Source organism: Bacillus haynesii (assembly GCF_001969855.1).
In the GTDB taxonomy this organism is placed as follows: domain Bacteria; phylum Bacillota; class Bacilli; order Bacillales; family Bacillaceae; genus Bacillus; species Bacillus haynesii.
Window position 1 is genome coordinate 34,642 of record NZ_MRBL01000004.1, and the last position, 16,621, is coordinate 51,262.

At 47.9% G+C, this 16,621-nt stretch carries 17 protein-coding genes; 11 read left to right on the forward strand and 6 right to left on the reverse strand.

Translation table 11 applies throughout. From position 1 onward, the window contains the following. Positions 1-29: 29 nt before the first annotated feature. The 4 genes from BTA31_RS04295 (at position 30) to BTA31_RS04310 (ending at position 2,406) form a co-directional block, all read left to right on the forward strand. Positions 30-500, forward strand: coding sequence for a DUF6884 domain-containing protein (locus BTA31_RS04295; RefSeq protein ID WP_076789140.1), 471 nt, complete (start codon positions 30-32; stop codon positions 498-500). 227 nt (positions 501-727) lie between these two features. After that, positions 728-1,126 carry an RNA polymerase sigma factor gene (locus tag BTA31_RS04300; RefSeq protein WP_239693138.1) on the forward strand — a complete coding sequence of 133 codons (399 nt, stop codon included), beginning with the start codon at positions 728-730 and terminating at the stop codon, positions 1,124-1,126. After that, complete coding sequence (locus BTA31_RS04305; protein WP_076789143.1) at positions 1,116-1,679, forward strand: hypothetical protein; 564 nt, start codon at positions 1,116-1,118, stop codon at positions 1,677-1,679. Before BTA31_RS04300 ends, BTA31_RS04305 begins: the two co-directional genes overlap by 11 nt. Position 1,680: 1 nt before the next feature. Then, positions 1,681-2,406, forward strand: a complete 726-nt coding sequence (locus tag BTA31_RS04310; RefSeq protein ID WP_076789146.1) for a YfjL-like protein — start codon at positions 1,681-1,683, stop codon at positions 2,404-2,406. Positions 2,407-2,435: 29 nt separating this feature from the next. On the opposite strand, the gene BTA31_RS04315 is transcribed toward BTA31_RS04310, so the two are convergent. Further along, on the reverse strand, positions 2,436-3,011 hold the full coding sequence (locus BTA31_RS04315; protein WP_076789149.1) for a TetR/AcrR family transcriptional regulator: 576 nt from the start codon (positions 3,009-3,011) through the stop codon (positions 2,436-2,438). Positions 3,012-3,118: 107 nt separating this feature from the next. On the opposite strand from BTA31_RS04315, the gene BTA31_RS04320 reads away from it, so the two are divergent. From BTA31_RS04320 to BTA31_RS04345, 6 genes are all read left to right on the forward strand, one after another. Further along, complete coding sequence (locus BTA31_RS04320; RefSeq protein WP_076789152.1) at positions 3,119-4,315, forward strand: macrolide family glycosyltransferase; 1,197 nt, start codon at positions 3,119-3,121, stop codon at positions 4,313-4,315. Between the two features lie 96 nt (positions 4,316-4,411). Beyond that, on the forward strand, positions 4,412-4,732 hold the full coding sequence (locus BTA31_RS04325) for a YckD family protein (RefSeq protein ID WP_076789155.1): 321 nt from the start codon (positions 4,412-4,414) through the stop codon (positions 4,730-4,732). Positions 4,733-4,835: 103 nt separating this feature from the next. Further along, the gene (locus tag BTA31_RS04330; protein WP_076789161.1) at positions 4,836-6,041 is read left to right on the forward strand and encodes an MFS transporter; all 1,206 of its coding nucleotides are present in this window, start codon (positions 4,836-4,838) and stop codon (positions 6,039-6,041) included. Between the two features lie 58 nt (positions 6,042-6,099). Next, complete coding sequence (locus BTA31_RS04335; RefSeq protein WP_076789166.1) at positions 6,100-6,774, forward strand: YfjL-like protein; 675 nt, start codon at positions 6,100-6,102, stop codon at positions 6,772-6,774. Between the two features lie 312 nt (positions 6,775-7,086). After that, the gene (locus tag BTA31_RS04340; protein WP_076789170.1) at positions 7,087-8,463 is read left to right on the forward strand and encodes a sucrose-specific PTS transporter subunit IIBC; all 1,377 of its coding nucleotides are present in this window, start codon (positions 7,087-7,089) and stop codon (positions 8,461-8,463) included. A gap of 42 nt (positions 8,464-8,505) precedes the next feature. Continuing rightward, positions 8,506-9,348: a PRD domain-containing protein gene (locus tag BTA31_RS04345; protein WP_076789173.1), complete on the forward strand. Its 843-nt coding sequence runs from the start codon at positions 8,506-8,508 to the stop codon at positions 9,346-9,348. Positions 9,349-9,382: 34 nt separating this feature from the next. Here BTA31_RS04345 and BTA31_RS04350 read toward each other — a convergent pair whose 3' ends face one another. The 5 genes from BTA31_RS04350 to BTA31_RS04370 form a co-directional block, all read right to left on the reverse strand. Beyond that, complete coding sequence (locus BTA31_RS04350; RefSeq protein WP_076789176.1) at positions 9,383-9,889, reverse strand: carbonic anhydrase; 507 nt, start codon at positions 9,887-9,889, stop codon at positions 9,383-9,385. A gap of 11 nt (positions 9,890-9,900) precedes the next feature. Continuing rightward, positions 9,901-12,522 carry a DUF2309 domain-containing protein gene (locus tag BTA31_RS04355; protein WP_076789179.1) on the reverse strand — a complete coding sequence of 874 codons (2,622 nt, stop codon included), beginning with the start codon at positions 12,520-12,522 and terminating at the stop codon, positions 9,901-9,903. Then, complete coding sequence (locus tag BTA31_RS04360; protein ID WP_076789182.1) at positions 12,519-14,051, reverse strand: NADH dehydrogenase subunit 5; 1,533 nt, start codon at positions 14,049-14,051, stop codon at positions 12,519-12,521. Before BTA31_RS04360 ends, BTA31_RS04355 begins: the two co-directional genes overlap by 4 nt. 176 nt (positions 14,052-14,227) lie before the next feature. Next, a complete protein-coding gene (locus BTA31_RS04365; RefSeq protein WP_043925878.1) occupies positions 14,228-14,602 on the reverse strand; it encodes a Na-translocating system protein MpsC family protein in 375 nt (124 codons plus the stop codon). Between the two features lie 270 nt (positions 14,603-14,872). Then, positions 14,873-15,424 carry a DJ-1 family glyoxalase III gene (locus tag BTA31_RS04370; protein ID WP_043925877.1) on the reverse strand — a complete coding sequence of 184 codons (552 nt, stop codon included), beginning with the start codon at positions 15,422-15,424 and terminating at the stop codon, positions 14,873-14,875. A 211-nt stretch (positions 15,425-15,635) separates the two neighbouring features. Here BTA31_RS04370 and BTA31_RS04375 point away from each other — a divergent pair, with 211 nt between their 5' ends. Then, the gene (locus BTA31_RS04375; protein WP_076789186.1) at positions 15,636-16,610 is read left to right on the forward strand and encodes a thiamine pyrophosphate-dependent dehydrogenase E1 component subunit alpha; all 975 of its coding nucleotides are present in this window, start codon (positions 15,636-15,638) and stop codon (positions 16,608-16,610) included. The last annotated feature ends 11 nt before the right edge of the window (positions 16,611-16,621 follow it).

The following is a 16,621-nucleotide window of genomic DNA, read 5'->3' on the forward strand; positions in this document are numbered from 1 at the left end:
TTTTAGCGGAACCAAAAGGGGGATACATGATGAAAAGACTCTGCATCATCCCGTGCGGGGCGAAGAAAATCTGGGATGTCGATCCGGGCATCGGCCCGTCCGCGGCAAAGGATGTCTATCTGAGCCCGTTTCACCGGGCGTGCCGTGCATATGCCCAGACATTTTTTTTGGATTGGGTGATTCTTTCAGCAAAACACGGTTTTTTAAAACCTGAAGATATCGTTCCTGAAAACTATGACGTCACATTCGGTATGCGCCACCCGGAGATTATGCCGGATGACGAGCTGAAGGCCCAAGGTGAACGGAAAAACCTGATGGATTATGATGAAATCGTCATGCTCGGCGGAAAAAAATACAGGCCTGTACTAAGGAACGTGTTTGGCAGCGGACAGCAGATCACATACCCGCTGGCGGGATATCGGGGAATCGGCTACATGCTGCAGGCGCTGAAGCGGGCTGTTGATGAAGACCGGGAACTTAGTGAACGTGAAAACAGCTGAAGAAGAAAGTGAGTTTTTTTAAATCGCTGGCGGGCCCGTCCAAATAAGGACAGGGCATCATCCGAGAGACTGGAAGAGATTTGTTTGGCGATTGGGATATCCAGAGGCAAAATGAAATATTCATTTTTGTCTCTTTTTTTTATGTGATTTTTTGTAACAAAAAGAAGTTCAGCGGTACTAATAAGTGAATGGAAAAATAGCGGCATGCCCAGCCGGGGAGGGGCTTTATGAAACTTGAGGAAGTCTACAAGAATATTCAGCCTTCCATTTATGCCTTTTTCTACGTCAAGACATTCCATAAAGAGACAGCGGTTGCGATTGCGAAAAACGTGTTGAAAAAACACTTTCGTTCAGGAGCGTCGAAAGCCGGGGCAAACACAATCATTCAGCACGAGGAAGCTGATTGCTTATCTCCGGAAGAACACCTCCTGAAAACCGAGAAAGAGCGGCGGCTTCTCGAGGAAATCAACCGGCTTGATGAGACTTCACAGGAAATTGTCACCCTCCGCATCTACGGAGAATTATCATTTAAAGAAATCAGCATGCTCACAGGCAAAACCGAAAACTATGCCAGCAGGGCGAAGATCAAGCTTCAGCAAGAAATGGAGGGATATGATGAAGGATAAGGAACGCAGTATATTCAAAGATTTGCTTCCTTTATACCACGAGGGGCTGTTAAGCAAAGAGACGGCTGAATGGATTGAGGAAGCGGCCGAAAACGATGAGGAGCTTCAAAAGATTTTGAAGATGTCGGAGGCCGAGCTTCCGAAAGAACAGATCGCATCGTCTGTTCATGAAAGTCAAATGTTTAAAAGAATCAATCGGAAGCTTTCCTTGTACCAGCTGATGTTTATGGCGATTTCATTTTTTCTCGCAATTCGCACATCGCTGCTAAATGAGAGCTTCGGCTTTATTCTGTGGTACGCCGTGCTTGGGCTTGCGGTGTACCTGTTTTACCGGGATATAAAACTCGTGATTCTCCTCTCCTTTGCGCCGATTTTCATTTGGGGGATGGGGGATATTCTGGCCGGATGGGATGCAGCCGACGGTACAGGGTTTGTGGAGCACTTGCTGTATGCCGTCTTTGGCGCTTTTATGCTCGCTGTTATTCACTGTTTTTTCGCCGCGGCCGGAATGATGATCGGCTGGCTGTCCTTAAAGCTGAAAGAAAGTAGTTGATATGATGAAAAAGAAAATCTTGTATAGCGTGTTGATTGTGCTGCTCGTTTCATTTGTGCTTGCCGCATACAACGCCTTCAACGGAAATCCCGTAAGCAAGAGGCTGTCTCAAACGAAGCTTGAGCATTATTTGACTGACCGCTATCCTGAAAAAGATTTGCGGATCGACAGCGCTATCTATAATTTCAAGTTCGCCGAATATGTATTTGAAGTCACTGACACCGGTGATCAAAAGCGCAAAGATCCCTATCTGTTTTCTTTAAGAGGGTTTGTTCAACCTGAAGTGAACACGGACGGGATCTATGAAGAGAACCTCAACGAACCGCTGATGGAGCGGCTTGGAGAAGAAGCAGGAAAAGAAATCAAAACGTTTTTATCGAAAAGCATAAATCATCTGAAAGACGTTGACGCGCATGTGGAGGTATTAAAAGGAAAGCTGAAAAATGACGCAAAATGGGAGAAAAGCCTCCGCTTAGACAGGCCGATGGAGATTCATATTTTACTTGATGCCGCAAATGCTGACCGACAAGACGTATACAAAACGGCGCAAAAGATTCAGCGCCTGTTGAATGAAGAAGGGTATGACTACGAAAGCGTGACGATGAATGCCAACATTTTTGAGGGGGAAGATATCAAAGACGGGGAGATCGGCTATGTCAAATACAGTACCTCCTTTGAAAAAAATAAGGATATCGAGCTGAAGGATGTTGACGAGCTAAATGATTAACGGTCCATCCTTCAGTTTGAAGGGTGATATCATACTTGCAAGCCGCCGCAGAAAGCGGCGGTGAGCTGTTTAATATAAGTGTCTTTAGCGGTTTTTTGAAACCGGCCGTCAGCCAATGCGCCGGAAGAAAAGTATCCGTATAAAGATGACAGAAAAGCGAAGGCCTGTGAATCTGCGTCTCCCCTTTTCATCAGGCTTTTGTCCTGCATCGTCTGAAAGTAGTCTGTTAAATAATGAAGGAGCTCTTCCATATGCTTTAACAGAGAACCGAAAAGATCAGTCATTCTTCCGCCGTCTTGAACAGCGATAAGGTAGAGCGGTTTGTTTTTTTCCATATGGAGCAAATAAGATTCTGCAATCAATGTTAAATCTTTTTCCAGGTTCCAAGTGATATCGTTTTCAAATACGCGCTGAAAGGCTGGGATATAAGAAAATTGTTGAACGGCCGCTTCCAAAAGTCCGAGCTTTGTTTTGAAGTGCCGATAGACCGTCATCTCGCTGACGCCTGAATGAAGCGCGATATCCTTTATCGTCACCGACTTGAATCCGTATTTTTGCATTAAGTCTAAAGCAGCAGATATGATCCGTTCGTTCGTCTCTTGCAAAGGTGTTTACCCCCATTTTATGATAGTTAGTAGTAACTAACATCAGTCTAATCAGGCGCTCAATTGATGTCAACCCGTTTCAAAAAGGATAAAAAGGAGTTTTAATTATGAAAAACATTTTAATCGTCAATTTTCCGGCGGAAGGGCATGTCAATCCTACATTAGGGATCACCAAAGCATTTGCTGACAGAGGTGACAATGTGCACTATCTTTCAACAGAAAAGTATAAAGACAGGCTGGAGGGCGTCGGGGCTACCGTCCATTTATACAAAGATCTGGTGAGAAACGCGCATATTGATCCGAATTCACCGTCCGGCCTTCTTGAATTTTTAAAAATTCATCTCAAAACCTCGCTGTATATTCTAGACATTGTAAAAGAGCTGTCCAAAAGCATTTCGTTCGATGCTGTGTATTATGACACATTCGGGGCGGGTGAATTGGTCAGGGATTATTTGAACATTCCGGGAATCGCTTCATCGGCTTCATTTCTTTTCGGACAAGAACATATGAAGATTCTGCCGTTGCATCCGGATTCAGGTGCGGAGCTGCACTTGGACAAAGAATGCGAAGACCTGCTTGCGGAACTGAAAGAAAAGTACGGCGTCTCACCGCGGCATACAGGACAGTTTATGAGCAATCAGGCGGAGCTGACCGTTGTCTATACAAGCCGGTATTTTCAGCCTGACAGCGGCCGTTTCGGGGATGATGTGCTGTTTATCGGCCCGCGTTTTCCGAAGCGCTTGGACAAGACCGATTTTCCGATAGAATCGTTAAAGAAGGAGAAAGTCATTTATATTTCAATGGGAACTGTACTTGGTAAAACTGCTGACTTTTTCAATATGTGCATCGATGCTTTCCGTGATTTCGACGGCAAGGTTGTCATCGCTGCCGGTGAAAAGTCGGACTGCGCGGATTTAAGAGAAGTACCGGAGCATTTTATCATTGCACCGTATGTGCCGCAATTAGAAGTGCTTAAAGAAGCCGATGTGTTCATCACACACGGCGGCATGAACAGCGTCAATGAAGGCATTCATTACCGTGTCCCGATGGTCGTGCTCCCGCATGATAAAGATCAGCCGATGATCGCCCAGCGCCTGAAAGAGCTGAATGCGGGATATCCGCTGTTTGCAGAAGAGGTCAATGCTGAAAGATTAAGAGATGCAGCAGAACAAGTATTCACTGACGAAAAATATCAGGAAGGTATTCAAAAAATTGCTGAAAGCTTCAGCAACTGCATGGACATGAAAGATGCATTGGCGCGCATTGATGAATATACGGCGCAGAAAAAGTCGCTGCAGCCATAACAGAAAGCCGCTTTTTACTAGCGGCTTTTTTTATGCATAAACACCGCAAAACAGAAAAAAATAGAGTGAATCATAGATCAGAAAGGATGTTGCATCATGCGCAAACTGTGCGTTTGCCTGTTTCTCGTCATTCCGCTGTCATGTACGGCTCTCATGTCTTCTGCCTACGGAGAAACACGCGTTTATCAAGAGTTGACGGACAAGCAAAAAAATGAACTGGCTTCTTTGCAAAAGGACATTATGGAAAAGAAAAAACAGCTGATCAATAAGTATGTGGAGTACGGAATACTTGATCAGGAAAGGGGAAAAGAAATCAAGTCTCATATTGAAAAGCGCTATGAAAAACAGAAGGAAAACGGGTTTTTGCCAAAGTGGAAGCACCATAAAGAGAAGCTTCCCCAGCATCATATACATTAAACTGAAAAAGACGGCGTCTCATTTTCTTCGTGACAAAAGTGTAAAGACAGGTGTAAACTAATACTCATGTAAACTGCTAAGAGAGTAAAGAGGAGTTGTGAGTATGAAGAAGAACCGTCCTGTTTCAGAGCGCAGACTGCTTGGCATCGCCGGCCTCGGCTGGCTTTTTGATGCCATGGACGTTGGCATATTATCGTTTATCATCGCCGCTTTGCACGCGGAATGGAAGTTGACGCCGCAGGAAATGAGCTGGATCGGCAGCGTCAACTCAATCGGCATGGCTGTCGGGGCATTTGTCTTTGGCCTTTTGGCTGACCGTGTCGGAAGAAAATACGTTTTTATGATTACGCTGCTGTTTTTCTCGATCGGCAGCGGGTTGTCCGCTTTGACGACGACATTGTGGGCATTTTTGATCCTGCGCTTTTTCGTCGGTATGGGACTCGGGGGAGAGCTTCCAGTTGCATCTACGCTTGTATCCGAAACGGTTGCGCCTGAGCGGAGGGGAAGAATCGTTGTCCTGCTCGAAAGTTTCTGGGCATTCGGCTGGCTGGCTGCGGCGCTCATTTCGTATTTTATTATTCCGGCCTACGGCTGGCAGATTGCTTTATTAATAACTGCAATACCGGCTTTTTACGCCTTATATTTGCGGATTGCCCTGCCGGATTCACCGAAATATGAGAAGCTTGCGCAGGAAAGGAAGCCGACCGTCATGGAAAATGTGAAAAGCGTCTGGTCCCGCAAGTATGCCCGGCCTACGGCTATGCTGTGGATCGTCTGGTTTTGCGTCGTCTTTTCCTACTACGGCATGTTTCTTTGGCTGCCGAGCGTCATGGTGATGAAAGGATTCAGCATGATCAAAAGCTTTGAGTACGTCTTGATCATGACGCTGGCTCAGCTGCCCGGCTATTTCTCCGCGGCATGGCTGATTGAAAAAGCCGGTCGAAAAATGGTGCTTACCGTCTACTTGTTAGGGACGGCTGTCAGCGCCTACTTCTTCGGATCGGCTGAGTCGCTGGCGCTTCTGCTTGCGTCAGGCATGTTTTTATCGTTTTTCAACCTTGGTGCCTGGGGTGCGCTTTACGCTTATACGCCGGAACAATACCCGACATCAATCAGGGGGACCGGCGCAGGAATGGCAGCCGGCTTTGGCCGAATCGGCGGCATCCTGGGTCCGCTTCTTGTCGGCTATCTCGTCGCCCGGGGAACAGAGATTTCAATGATCTTTTTCATCTTCTGCGTCGCCGTTGTTGCGGCCGTCGCGGCCATCTTCTTTTTGGGAACGGAGACGAAGCAGAAAGAGCTTGCCTAATGTCCGAATTCTGTTTCATAATAGACGGGACGCGAGAATTTGGAAAGAGTTGATTGAATTGAAAAAGAAAGCCATCATTACAGGTCTCTCGTTGCTGGTTCTCGTGACAGGCTGTTATGTGTATAACGCCTTTTACGGAAATCCGGTCAGCCGCGCGCTGGCTGAACAAAAGCTTTCGGCATACTTGCAGGAAGCCCACGCCGGCGAAACCTTAAATATGAAAGGAAGCTCCTATAATTTCAAGTTCGCTGAATACCTTTTTCGCGTGTCAGATGAGCGGAATGATGAGTACATTTTCAGCGTAAAAGGTGGCTTGCACCCGGCTGTCACAAACGATGGCATCAAAGAAGCCAGACAGGAAAAGACGAGAGCCAGCATAAGCAAAGAAGCCTCAGATGAGATCAAGGCAGAGCTTGAAAAAAAGCTGAAAAACGTGATCGACGTCCAAGTTTCTCTATCTGGAAGCTATGATGTCAATACAGATTGGAAAAAACTGAAGCAAACAGAACCGATCGCTGTTACAGTTACCTTGAATTCAGGCCGGGACGGCCAGAGGCAGGTCTATGATCAGGCAAAAGCGGTGAAAAAGATATTGAGCGGCTACCATTATGAAAACATTGAGATTGACAGTATGGGCTTAGATGGGGAAGATCGGCCCGGCTATGTGAAGTACAATGTGCATGTTTCAAAGGACCGTGCGATAGCCATAGAAGATGTAGAGAAGGCGCTGTAACGCCTTCTCTTTTTTTATATGCAGGATATATAGGTGGTTTGCACTATTGATGTCCATGGCCGAAGAGAATAGAATCATATTAAGAACCAATATCGCCGGGATTGTTACTGGTAAGGCAGGCAAGACCTAAAATGTGCTAAAGGAACCGCAGCCCTTAGTGTGCTTTTTTGCGCCTATCGACTGATGCTTTCGCATGTTTTAGGTCTTTTTTTCTTTTTTTCACCAGGGTCTTTGGACGTAATGACACATTTTTCATTTTGATCGTCTTCTGTAGATTTGATAGGATAGAAAAATTGGAGGAGGTAGGTCCGGGTGCAGCAAAAAGAGATTGCAAGAGTTCTCTTGCCGCTCATTGGAGGCGCGGAGAATATCATCAGCATCAGCCATTGTACGACAAGGCTGCGCTTCAATGTCAGGGATGAAGAAAAAATCGATATAGCTGCTATTGAAAAGATGGAGTCTGTGCAGGGGACTTTTTTCAGATATGGTTTGTTCCAGATCATTTTCGGTACAGGTGTGGTCAATAAGATTTATAAGGAAATGATCCAATACAGCGATCCGGCTCCTTTTGAAGAAGCCCGTCGGGAGACGCAGCCAAACATGAACGTATTGACGCGATTTGCCAAAACGCTGTCAGACATCTTTGTTCCGATCATTCCTGCAATCGTTGCGAGCGGATTGCTTATGGGTCTCATCGGTGTGCTTAAAGAATTCAGCCTCGGCGCCTATGGCGGCCCGCTGATGAAAATGCTCGACATTTTTTCAAGCTCAGCGTTTGTGATTTTGCCTGTGCTGATCGGGTTCAGTGCAGCTAAACAGTTTGGAGCCAATCCGTTTTTAGGCGCTGTTATCGGCGGAATTCTGACCCATCCCGATTTGCTCGATCCTTCATTGCTCGGCAGCCAAAAGCCGGAATCCGTCGAAGTATTCGGCCTTGAAGTTCCTTTGATCGGATACCAGGGGACAGTCATTCCGATTCTCTTATCCGTCTACATAATGAGCAAAATCGAAAAATTCTTGAAAAGAATCGTCCCCCGTTCTTTAGATTTGATCGTTGCCCCGTTTATTACAGTCATGGCATCCGGGTTTGCCGCGCTGTTTATCATGGGGCCGCTCTCACTGATGATCGCCCATTTCGTAAGCGACTGTCTCGGGTTTGTTTATCATTTTGCGGGGGCGTGCGCCGGATTTTTATTTGGCGGGCTTTACGCCTTACTCGTTTTGAGCGGCCTGCACCACAGTTTTTATGTGATTGAAGCGTCGCTGCTCGCAGATCCTGAATACGGGGTCAATTTTCTGCTTCCAATATGGTCGATGGCCAATGTCGCGCAGGGAGGAGCGGGACTCGCCGTGTTTTTGAAAACAAAGAATGCCGGCATCAGAAAGATTGCGATTCCGGCTTCTCTCACCGCCTTTTTGGGAATCGTCGAACCTGTCATGTTTGGCGTCAACCTGAAACTCGCCAGGCCGTTTATCGGCGCATCGATCGGAGGCGCCCTCGGGGGTGCATACGCCGTCTTTACACACGTGGCGGCAAATTCTTACGGATTGTCCGGCATCCCGATGATTTCAATTATTCTCCCTCTTGGCACCGCCAATCTCATTCATTATTTAATCGCTTTTGCGATTGCGGTGATTTCAGCATTCATTGCGACTTTGTGTCTTGGCTTTAAAGATGAAAAAGAATAATTCCGTTTTCATTCATTAAAACAGGATGAAAGGAAGGCAGCTATGAAAGTAAAAAAAATCTTAAATAACAATGCGCTCGTCGTAAAGGATCGCGGCGAGGAAAAGATCGTATTAGGGTCCGGAATCGCATTTCAAAAAAAGAAGAATGATATTGTCGACAGATCTAAAATTGAAAAAGTATTCGTGATGAAAGATTCATCAGAATACCGCCAATTCGAGGAGATCTTAAAAACGTTGCCGGAAGATCATATTCAGGTAGCGGAGGATATTATTTCTCATGCGGAAAAAGAGCTCGGGATCAAAATCAATGAGCGAATCCATGTCGCCTTTTCAGATCATTTATCATTCGCGATAGAACGGTTAAGCAAGGGAATGGTCATTAAAAATCCGCTGCTTCAAGAAGTCAAAGTCCTCTACACGAAAGAATTTCAAATCGGCCGCTGGGCAAAGGCCCTCATTAAAGAAAAGCTGAAGATCGATATTCCGGAGGATGAAGTCGCCAATATTGCGCTGCATATCCACACAGCCAAAACAAACGCGGGAGATATGACAAAAACGCTCGATCTCACAACGATGATCAAGGATATTATCGAGATCATCGAAAATAAACTCAACATTAAAATAAAAGATGAGACGATTTCGTATGAGCGGCTTGTCAACCATCTCCGTTTCGCCATTCAGCATATCGAGTCGGGAGAGACATTTTACGAAATGGACAGTGAGATGATCAGCCTCATTAAAAAGAAGTTTGGACAAGCGTTTATGTGCGCAGAAGAAATCGGGGCATTTGTGAAGCGGGAGTATGGCTTTGAATTTCCGGAAAAAGAGCTGTGCTACATTACCATGCATATTCAGAGATTTTATCAGCGGTCTGCTGTCGTGTAAAGAATGCCTGCGTTTAAGACAAAACGGAGCCCTGTTATCGGGCTCCGTTTTTGTTTAAGGCTTCAATTTCCGTTAAAACTGAATTTTCGATTAGAAATCCTTTCACTTTGACGTGCAAAGGGATTAACGGGTGCCGGCGGATGGCCGCGACGCTTTGTTGTACGCCTTCGGCCACGTTTTCGCTCGGTGACAGCCATTCATCAATGCTGCTCTGCGTAAATTCCGGACTGCAGTTTTGGAAAAGGTACTCTAAAGTTTGCATTCTATCGCTTAAATCTTTGTCTCTATTTAAAAGGTCAGACATATCTTCATCTGCCGTTTGTTCGTATTTATCGCGGACAATCCAGATTTCTTCCGCTTTGTTCCGGTGGACAAGGGTGATGATATCCCTCATCAAATCACCGTAGGGCTGTGAAATATCAGGGAAGACGCTTTTTAAAACGAGGGTATCCTCCGGCTGAATATTTGCTGCCCGGCAAATGGTCTGTTCAAGCTGTTTCTCCATTCCGATAATCATCAGTATTTTTTTATTTTCTTCCATGACATTTCACCTCATTCATTTATCGTGTTTGTCCAGTTCTTCCATTTTCCCTCCGGATTAATAGATGCCAGATGAATCCATCCGTTGTCCGCCTTTTGCCGGAAGCTGTGATCGCGGTCAAGGAGCCGCTCGATCTCATCATCCGGCGCTTCAATCACGATCAGCAGCCTGAGAGGCGCATGATAGATTTCGTCATCTGACCGCATGACGGACTGCCACGGGAGACCGCTCAAAAGATCGCTTGCATTTCCTTGCATGACCCCGAGGCCGGAAGTGACGGTTTGAGTTGCTTTATTTCCGCTTCCATAATAATGCGGTGCAACGGTTGACGCGTAATACTGCAGATTGATCCATTGGGCCACTGTTCCAGGCCCTGAAATGATGCCGCTAAGGATGGAGCCGTCTTCATCATTCCGCCAGTCATAGCTGTGCAGAAAAGCCCTTCCCTCAAGGTCGGCTCCCCGTGTAAGCCGGCGTGTGCCGATGATGAATGAAGCATTTCGGGCCAGCCCCCATTCGGGACGGATTTCGCTCCAATCTTCGGCGAAGCGCTCAACTTCATTCCGCGGATTTTGATAGCCGAGCTGCGGCAGTTCTTCTAAGCGTTCGGCTCCCACAGTACGGCTGACATCGGGGAGCGCCGAGTTGATGCGGTCAAACGCTTGTTGAGCTTTAGCCGAAAGCTCAGGTACATAGAGCCACTGCAGTTCATCCAATGTTGTAATATGCTCTGCGGCAGCAAATACCGTATCATCCGGAATGAAAATGCCGTCGGAGCGAAGCCTCTCTCTGACGCTTGGAAGGTTGCATAAAGCGGCTAGGACGCGTGCGTTGAAAGCGCCAGATGCGCCTCCGCAGGCGCCGCAGTCCAGTGCCGATGCATAAGGATTATTCGTGCTTCTGCTGCCGTGCCCGCAAATGACAACCAGCGGAGCGAACCGGTCTGTGATCCCCATCATCTTTAATGCCTGTCTGGCATAGGCGGCTTTTTCTTCTTCCGTAAATCCGACCGGAATGCCGGCTTCAGATGTTTCCATGCGATCAAGCGAGAGCTTTGCCTGGGGCTTCTTCAGCCATGTTTTACGCGCATTCCGGAAAGCTTGCCCGGCTGCGCGGGGGACCAGGCTGCGCGCTGCCATTTGCAGGCTCAGCCAAGGCCCGCTCACTTCGGGAAGCAGCATACCCGCCAATAGATTCTGTTTCATCGTTTTAAAGGCGGAGCTAAGCGAAGCTGCCGCTTTTTTATGTTCTTGATACGATTTAAAACTTGATTCTTCGGCCGTTTCTTGTACTCGATGCTGCGGTTTAAGGATGACCGGCAGAGAGCTGTGGCTGTGCTTAGTGCCAAGTTCGCACGTTTCGATTGCCAGGTTGAAAAAGCCCGCCGTTCCATACGTTTCAAAAGGGCCTGACTTTTCCAACGCCCGGCGGAACGGCTCTGAACGGACATCAATACAAAATGCGAGCTGGGCCAGCACCGGTTCACTTTTGGCGGCAGCGGCAGGTCTGTTTGCCGTGACGAGCTTCCTTACTTCAGCGGCATATGTTTGTTCCCACGCTTCCAGCCAGATACGCCTGCGCGTTAGATCATCAAAGCGGCGGGCGAGTGATAATCTCGCTTTTTGCTCTGCTGCTGAAAGTTCGAGCCATTCCTCAGGCGTAAGACCGCCCCAATGCAGCCAGGCCGCAACCAAAGGAACGACCTGCATCTCTTTTTCAGGTTTTGGCTTAGACAGTGGCAAATAAGGTTCAATAAGCATCCATTCCATTGAAAGCCGGACAGCCAAATACTCGAGCAGCAGCCCTTCTTCGTCCTGCGATTGCTGGGAACGCCAAAGCATCATTCCGGCCCATCCCGGCAGAGAAAGCAAATGAGCTTCAAGGTACGCCTGAACGTCTCCATCAGAAATATCAAGCGCTCGAAGTGCTCTTTTCATCGCGTCCCGCGGCTCTTCCGGCCATCCATTCAGGCGTTGGCGTTCCGCGCGCGACAGAGCGGGATCATGTTCAACAAGCTGCCGCCATGCGCTGTAAAACCCTTTCTCACGATGCGGAAGCCGCCATGCCGATTGTGATTCATCAAGGAACAGCTTGCACCATTTAATCACATGATGATCAAGGAGGTGAGCGGTTTGTTGTCCGGCAAAAACGCTAAGCGGTTTGATCAAGCGTGTTTGCCGATCATCGATTGTCCCGCGGACCGTTTGTTTGGCAAGCTTTTTAACTTGTCGGGAGCTCAAGAGCTGTTCAGGTATTTCGTCCAGCTTGAGCGCGGCTTTGCAAAATGCTTCCGCTGTTTCCATCTGCATGCCGGGCAGATGTGAATCGAGCCAATTGATCAGCTTTTTTTCAAGAATCGACTCATTGATTTCTCCCCGTTGTTTTGCGGAACGGAAAATGGAGGACTTTGGGTAGATATCAACATGAAGCTGCTGTTTAAGCTGCCGGGCCGTCTGTTCAAATGTTTGTTCTTCAAGGCCCATCCACGGATGACGAGCGGCAAAGGTTTCAATCGGCCAAAGCGGCGCGATGACCCGTGCTGCTGATTGAACCAACTCATCCATATTAAAGTCCGCAGTCTGATGTTCATAATTGAAGATCAATTGTTTAGACAATGTGGGTGCTGCTTTCATGATTGACGACCTCCTTGAGTAAGATATTGGTCAAGATAATTCGGCCGTTCTTCGACCGATTCGAAATGAGGCTCACCCGTTTTTACAAGACGCAGATAAAGTGCCCCGGACCATGCAAAGCGCTGCCGAACGATCAAGGCGCCGGCCGCACTGCCGGCTAACAAAACGACTGCCGTCAAAACGACCGCAATTGCAGGCGGCTGCGCCCCCTGTACAACAGCATCCTTCAGGAGCCCGTGTAAAACGGAATGAATGATGGCAAACGCGAGTGAAGCCCCCGTTAAAATGAACAGACCGGCAATTCGTGTGACGCGCCCGTAATTGGCTGTGACAAGCTGCCTCCAAGCAATGAACAGTGCCCAGCCTAAAACAAGGGCGCTGATCAATTGATAGCCATCGTCCGCAGCTGAGGCCCAGATTCCGATGACGAGAGCAAGAGCAAAGACGCCGCCTATCATGTTCCAAAAAAGAGCCGGTTTGCCCGGTTTAGATGCGAACGATTCATAACGGCGCACCGCTGATCCGGCTTGCAGGAAAAGGGCGGCTTTGAACAGGCCATGCAAAATGAGATGAATAACAGCCGCAATATAGGCCCCTAATGCGCATTGGACGAGCATAAAACCCATCTGCGCGACCGTTGAAGCTGCGAGCTGCCGCTTGTAGTCCGTTTGGACGATCATCATGCCCATTCCGAGCAAGACGGAAAGGACGGCGGGAACTAGCAGAATAAGCTGCAGCCCGTCACCGCTGAACATCGGTGCGAAACGGGTCAGCATGACGCCGCCTACATTTACGAGTCCGGCGTGCATGACCGCGGAAACGGGAGTCGGGGCGATTGCAGAATCGAGCAGCCAGCGATGAAACGGCCACTGTGCCGCAGGAATCATCACCGTTAAAATGATAAGGAGGCCGATCCCGGTTTTCTCCCATGAGCTGAGCTGTACAAGGCTATCTTCCGCTATGGCGGAAGATAGCTGCCAGTGCCCCGTCGCGAGAGACAGCCAAAGAGCTGCTGCTGCTATCGCCAGCCAGCTGAGCGCAAAGATCCGGCCCGCATACAAAGCGGCATTTTTCGCCGCCTGCCACGCGCTGTTTAAGCCGATTAGCGCAGTCAAGCCGAGCAGCGTGATCCCCCAGCATAAAAGAAGCCAGCGAAGATCATCGTTCAGCCAGGCGCATGAAGCTCCTCCTGTCGTCAGCGTCAGCAACACAAAAAATTTACGGTAGGAGCGGTCGCCGAATAAATACCGGACAGAGTAGCGCTGGACGATGAAGCCGATGGTCAAGACAAACAAGGCGATCAGCCAAGCCAGCGAATCCAAGCGCCAAGGAGCTCCAGCCTGCCCGGGATTTGCCGTTATCAATGCTGCCAGCGCGGCAAGCGGCGGCAGGGCGATGATCTTGGCGTGAATCCGTACATATGTCAATGGAACCTTTCGATTCAGGACGAGCAGTGCGCTGATCAAACAAAGCGCAAGCGACGCGAAAAATATTTTCAGCCAAAATAAAGAATCTAGCAGATCAAACATCCGGCATCCCTCCGTCGGGATGATGGAAAAGAACACATTGTTTCATGTCTTGCCTTCCTTTCTGAAAACGTAAAAAAAGCCGGTATATTCAGGATTGGCCCATTTCAGCCAATCTTTCTGAATGATACCGGCTTATCTTTAACTCATGTTCATGCTTTAAAGATCTTCCGTTTTTTCTATGACAATTTTTTTTGCAGGTCGTTTGCCAATTTAAACACCATGATCCGCTCGCCTGTGCGCGTGCTGATATCCGTGTGAAAGCTGATCGTCTCTTCACCGGTCAGCTCCTTCATTATGCGGCTCAGTTGTTCTATACCCGATTCCACCAAACCGGAGCGGGTTCTTTTAATTGACAGCAGGCCTTCTTTTGTACTGCAAAGTTCGTATTCGGCGGGCGTCAAAATACCGTTCAGGGAAATGATGACCATATTTCTGAGAATATCTGTTTTAACAGACACGGACCCGCGGCCTAAATAGTCTTTTTCCCATTGGGTTAAGGTTTTGCTGATCTCCGCCTCCAAAGACCCCTTCGTCACTTTCTGTTTTTCCAATGTTATATCCTCCTGAAAAACGGTATATTTCTTTTCCTTATACACGAAGATAGGGAAAATGAAATATACCGTCCTATCAAAATGTTAATGTCATGCGTGGTAAAGATTGCTTTTTCACGCGACCATAATGGGATTATAGCCGAATGCTAAAGCTCTTTTGCATGAGATTACAATTATTGATTTTACGGAATTACTTTTTAAATATCATATCTTTTAAGATTTATGATGTCAATACCGTTCTTTTATTGGATAAAAAAGAGGAATGCCGTCTTAGCAGACGAGCATTCCCTTGGCAACTGCATCGGCTTTTTCTTTGCCGTTCAGCAATTCGGCAAGCTTGAGGGCAAATGGAATCGTGGTCGCCGGGCCTCTGGAAGTAATGATGTTTCCATCCACGACAACATTTTCATTTGCAGTGACATCCGCTCCTGTCAAATGTTCTTCAACTCCCGGATAGCAGGTCGCTTTTTTTCCGCTGACAAGCCCCGTTTTTCCGAGCGTCATCGTTGCGGCGCAAATGGCGGCGACATATTTTCCTGCATTCGCCGTTTCTGTCAGTGTCTTATGCAAAGCTTGATGTTCCAGCATTTTTTTGCTGCCTACATTTCCGCCCGGAAGAATCAGCATATCCGCTTCCTGAACATCTGCATCCTCAAACATGACGTCTGCCTCGATGACAATGTCATGCCCGCCTTTCACGCTGCGCGATGGATCAAGCGAGACGGTGACGGTCTCGACTTCAGCCCTTCGTAAAATATCAATCGTTGCGATCGCTTCAATTTCTTCAAATCCGTCGATTAAAAAAACATACGCTTTCTTCATGAAAAAAACCTCCTTCGTCTCTACCGTTCATTCTAACTGCGGCAAAGACATTTCCGCAACTGACGAAGTAGACAAATTGAGACACCTGTCTCGTTTTGTCTCTTGTTCTGGAAGGATGTCCGCCTGAAAAGAGCTTCATGTTCACGTCGGAGAGCTGGCACGATTTTTGCATCATAACGTGTGAGTAAAAAAAGACAGGAGGTTTTTTCAAATGGAAGAGGCACTGACAAAGGAAAAAGCGGTCTGGATCTATCAAAAAATGCTGGAAATCCGCCATTTCGAAGATCGGGTTCATCAGCTGTTTGCTAAAGGGATACTGCCGGGTTTTGTCCATCTTTACGCCGGAGAAGAAGCGGTCGCTGCGGGCGTTTGCGCCCATCTGAATGACGAAGACACCATCACGAGCACACACCGCGGTCATGGGCACTGCATTGCAAAAGGGTGCGACTTGAAGGGGATGATGGCCGAGATATACGGAAAATCTGCAGGACTTTGCAAAGGAAAAGGCGGATCAATGCATATCGCAGACTTTGACAAAGGGATGCTTGGCGCAAACGGAATCGTCGGCGGGGGATTTCCCTTGGCCTGCGGAGCTGCCCTCACTGCAAAGTATAAAAAGACAAAAAATGTAAGCGTTTGCTTTTTTGGTGACGGCGCCAACAATCAGGGGACGTTTCACGAAGGGATCAACCTTGCCGCCATTTGGAAGCTGCCTGTCATATTTGTCGCCGAAAACAACGGGTATGGCGAAGCGACGCCGTTTTCCTATGCATCAAGCTGCGAGTCGATCGCAGATCGCGCGGCCGCCTATGGGATTCCGGGTATTCGTGTGGATGGAAAAGATGCCGCCGCGGTTTTCCAGGCTGCGGGCCGGGCGATAGAGCGTGCCAAAAACGGAGAAGGACCGACGCTCATTGAGTGTATGACATACCGGAACTACGGCCATTTTGAAGGAGATGCCCAGCGCTACAAAACAAATGATGAAAAGGCGGTGCATCAGGAAGAAAAAGATGCCATTGCCGTGTTCAAAAGCGAACTGCTGGCAAAAGGGCTGATGAGCGAAGAAGAGCAGTCGCGGATTGAAAAAGAGGTTGAAGAAGCGGTGGAGGAAGCGGTCGCATTCAGCGAAAAAAGCGCTTATCCGGAGGAAACCGAACTGCTGGCGGATGTATATGTATCCTATTAATTCATGAAGGG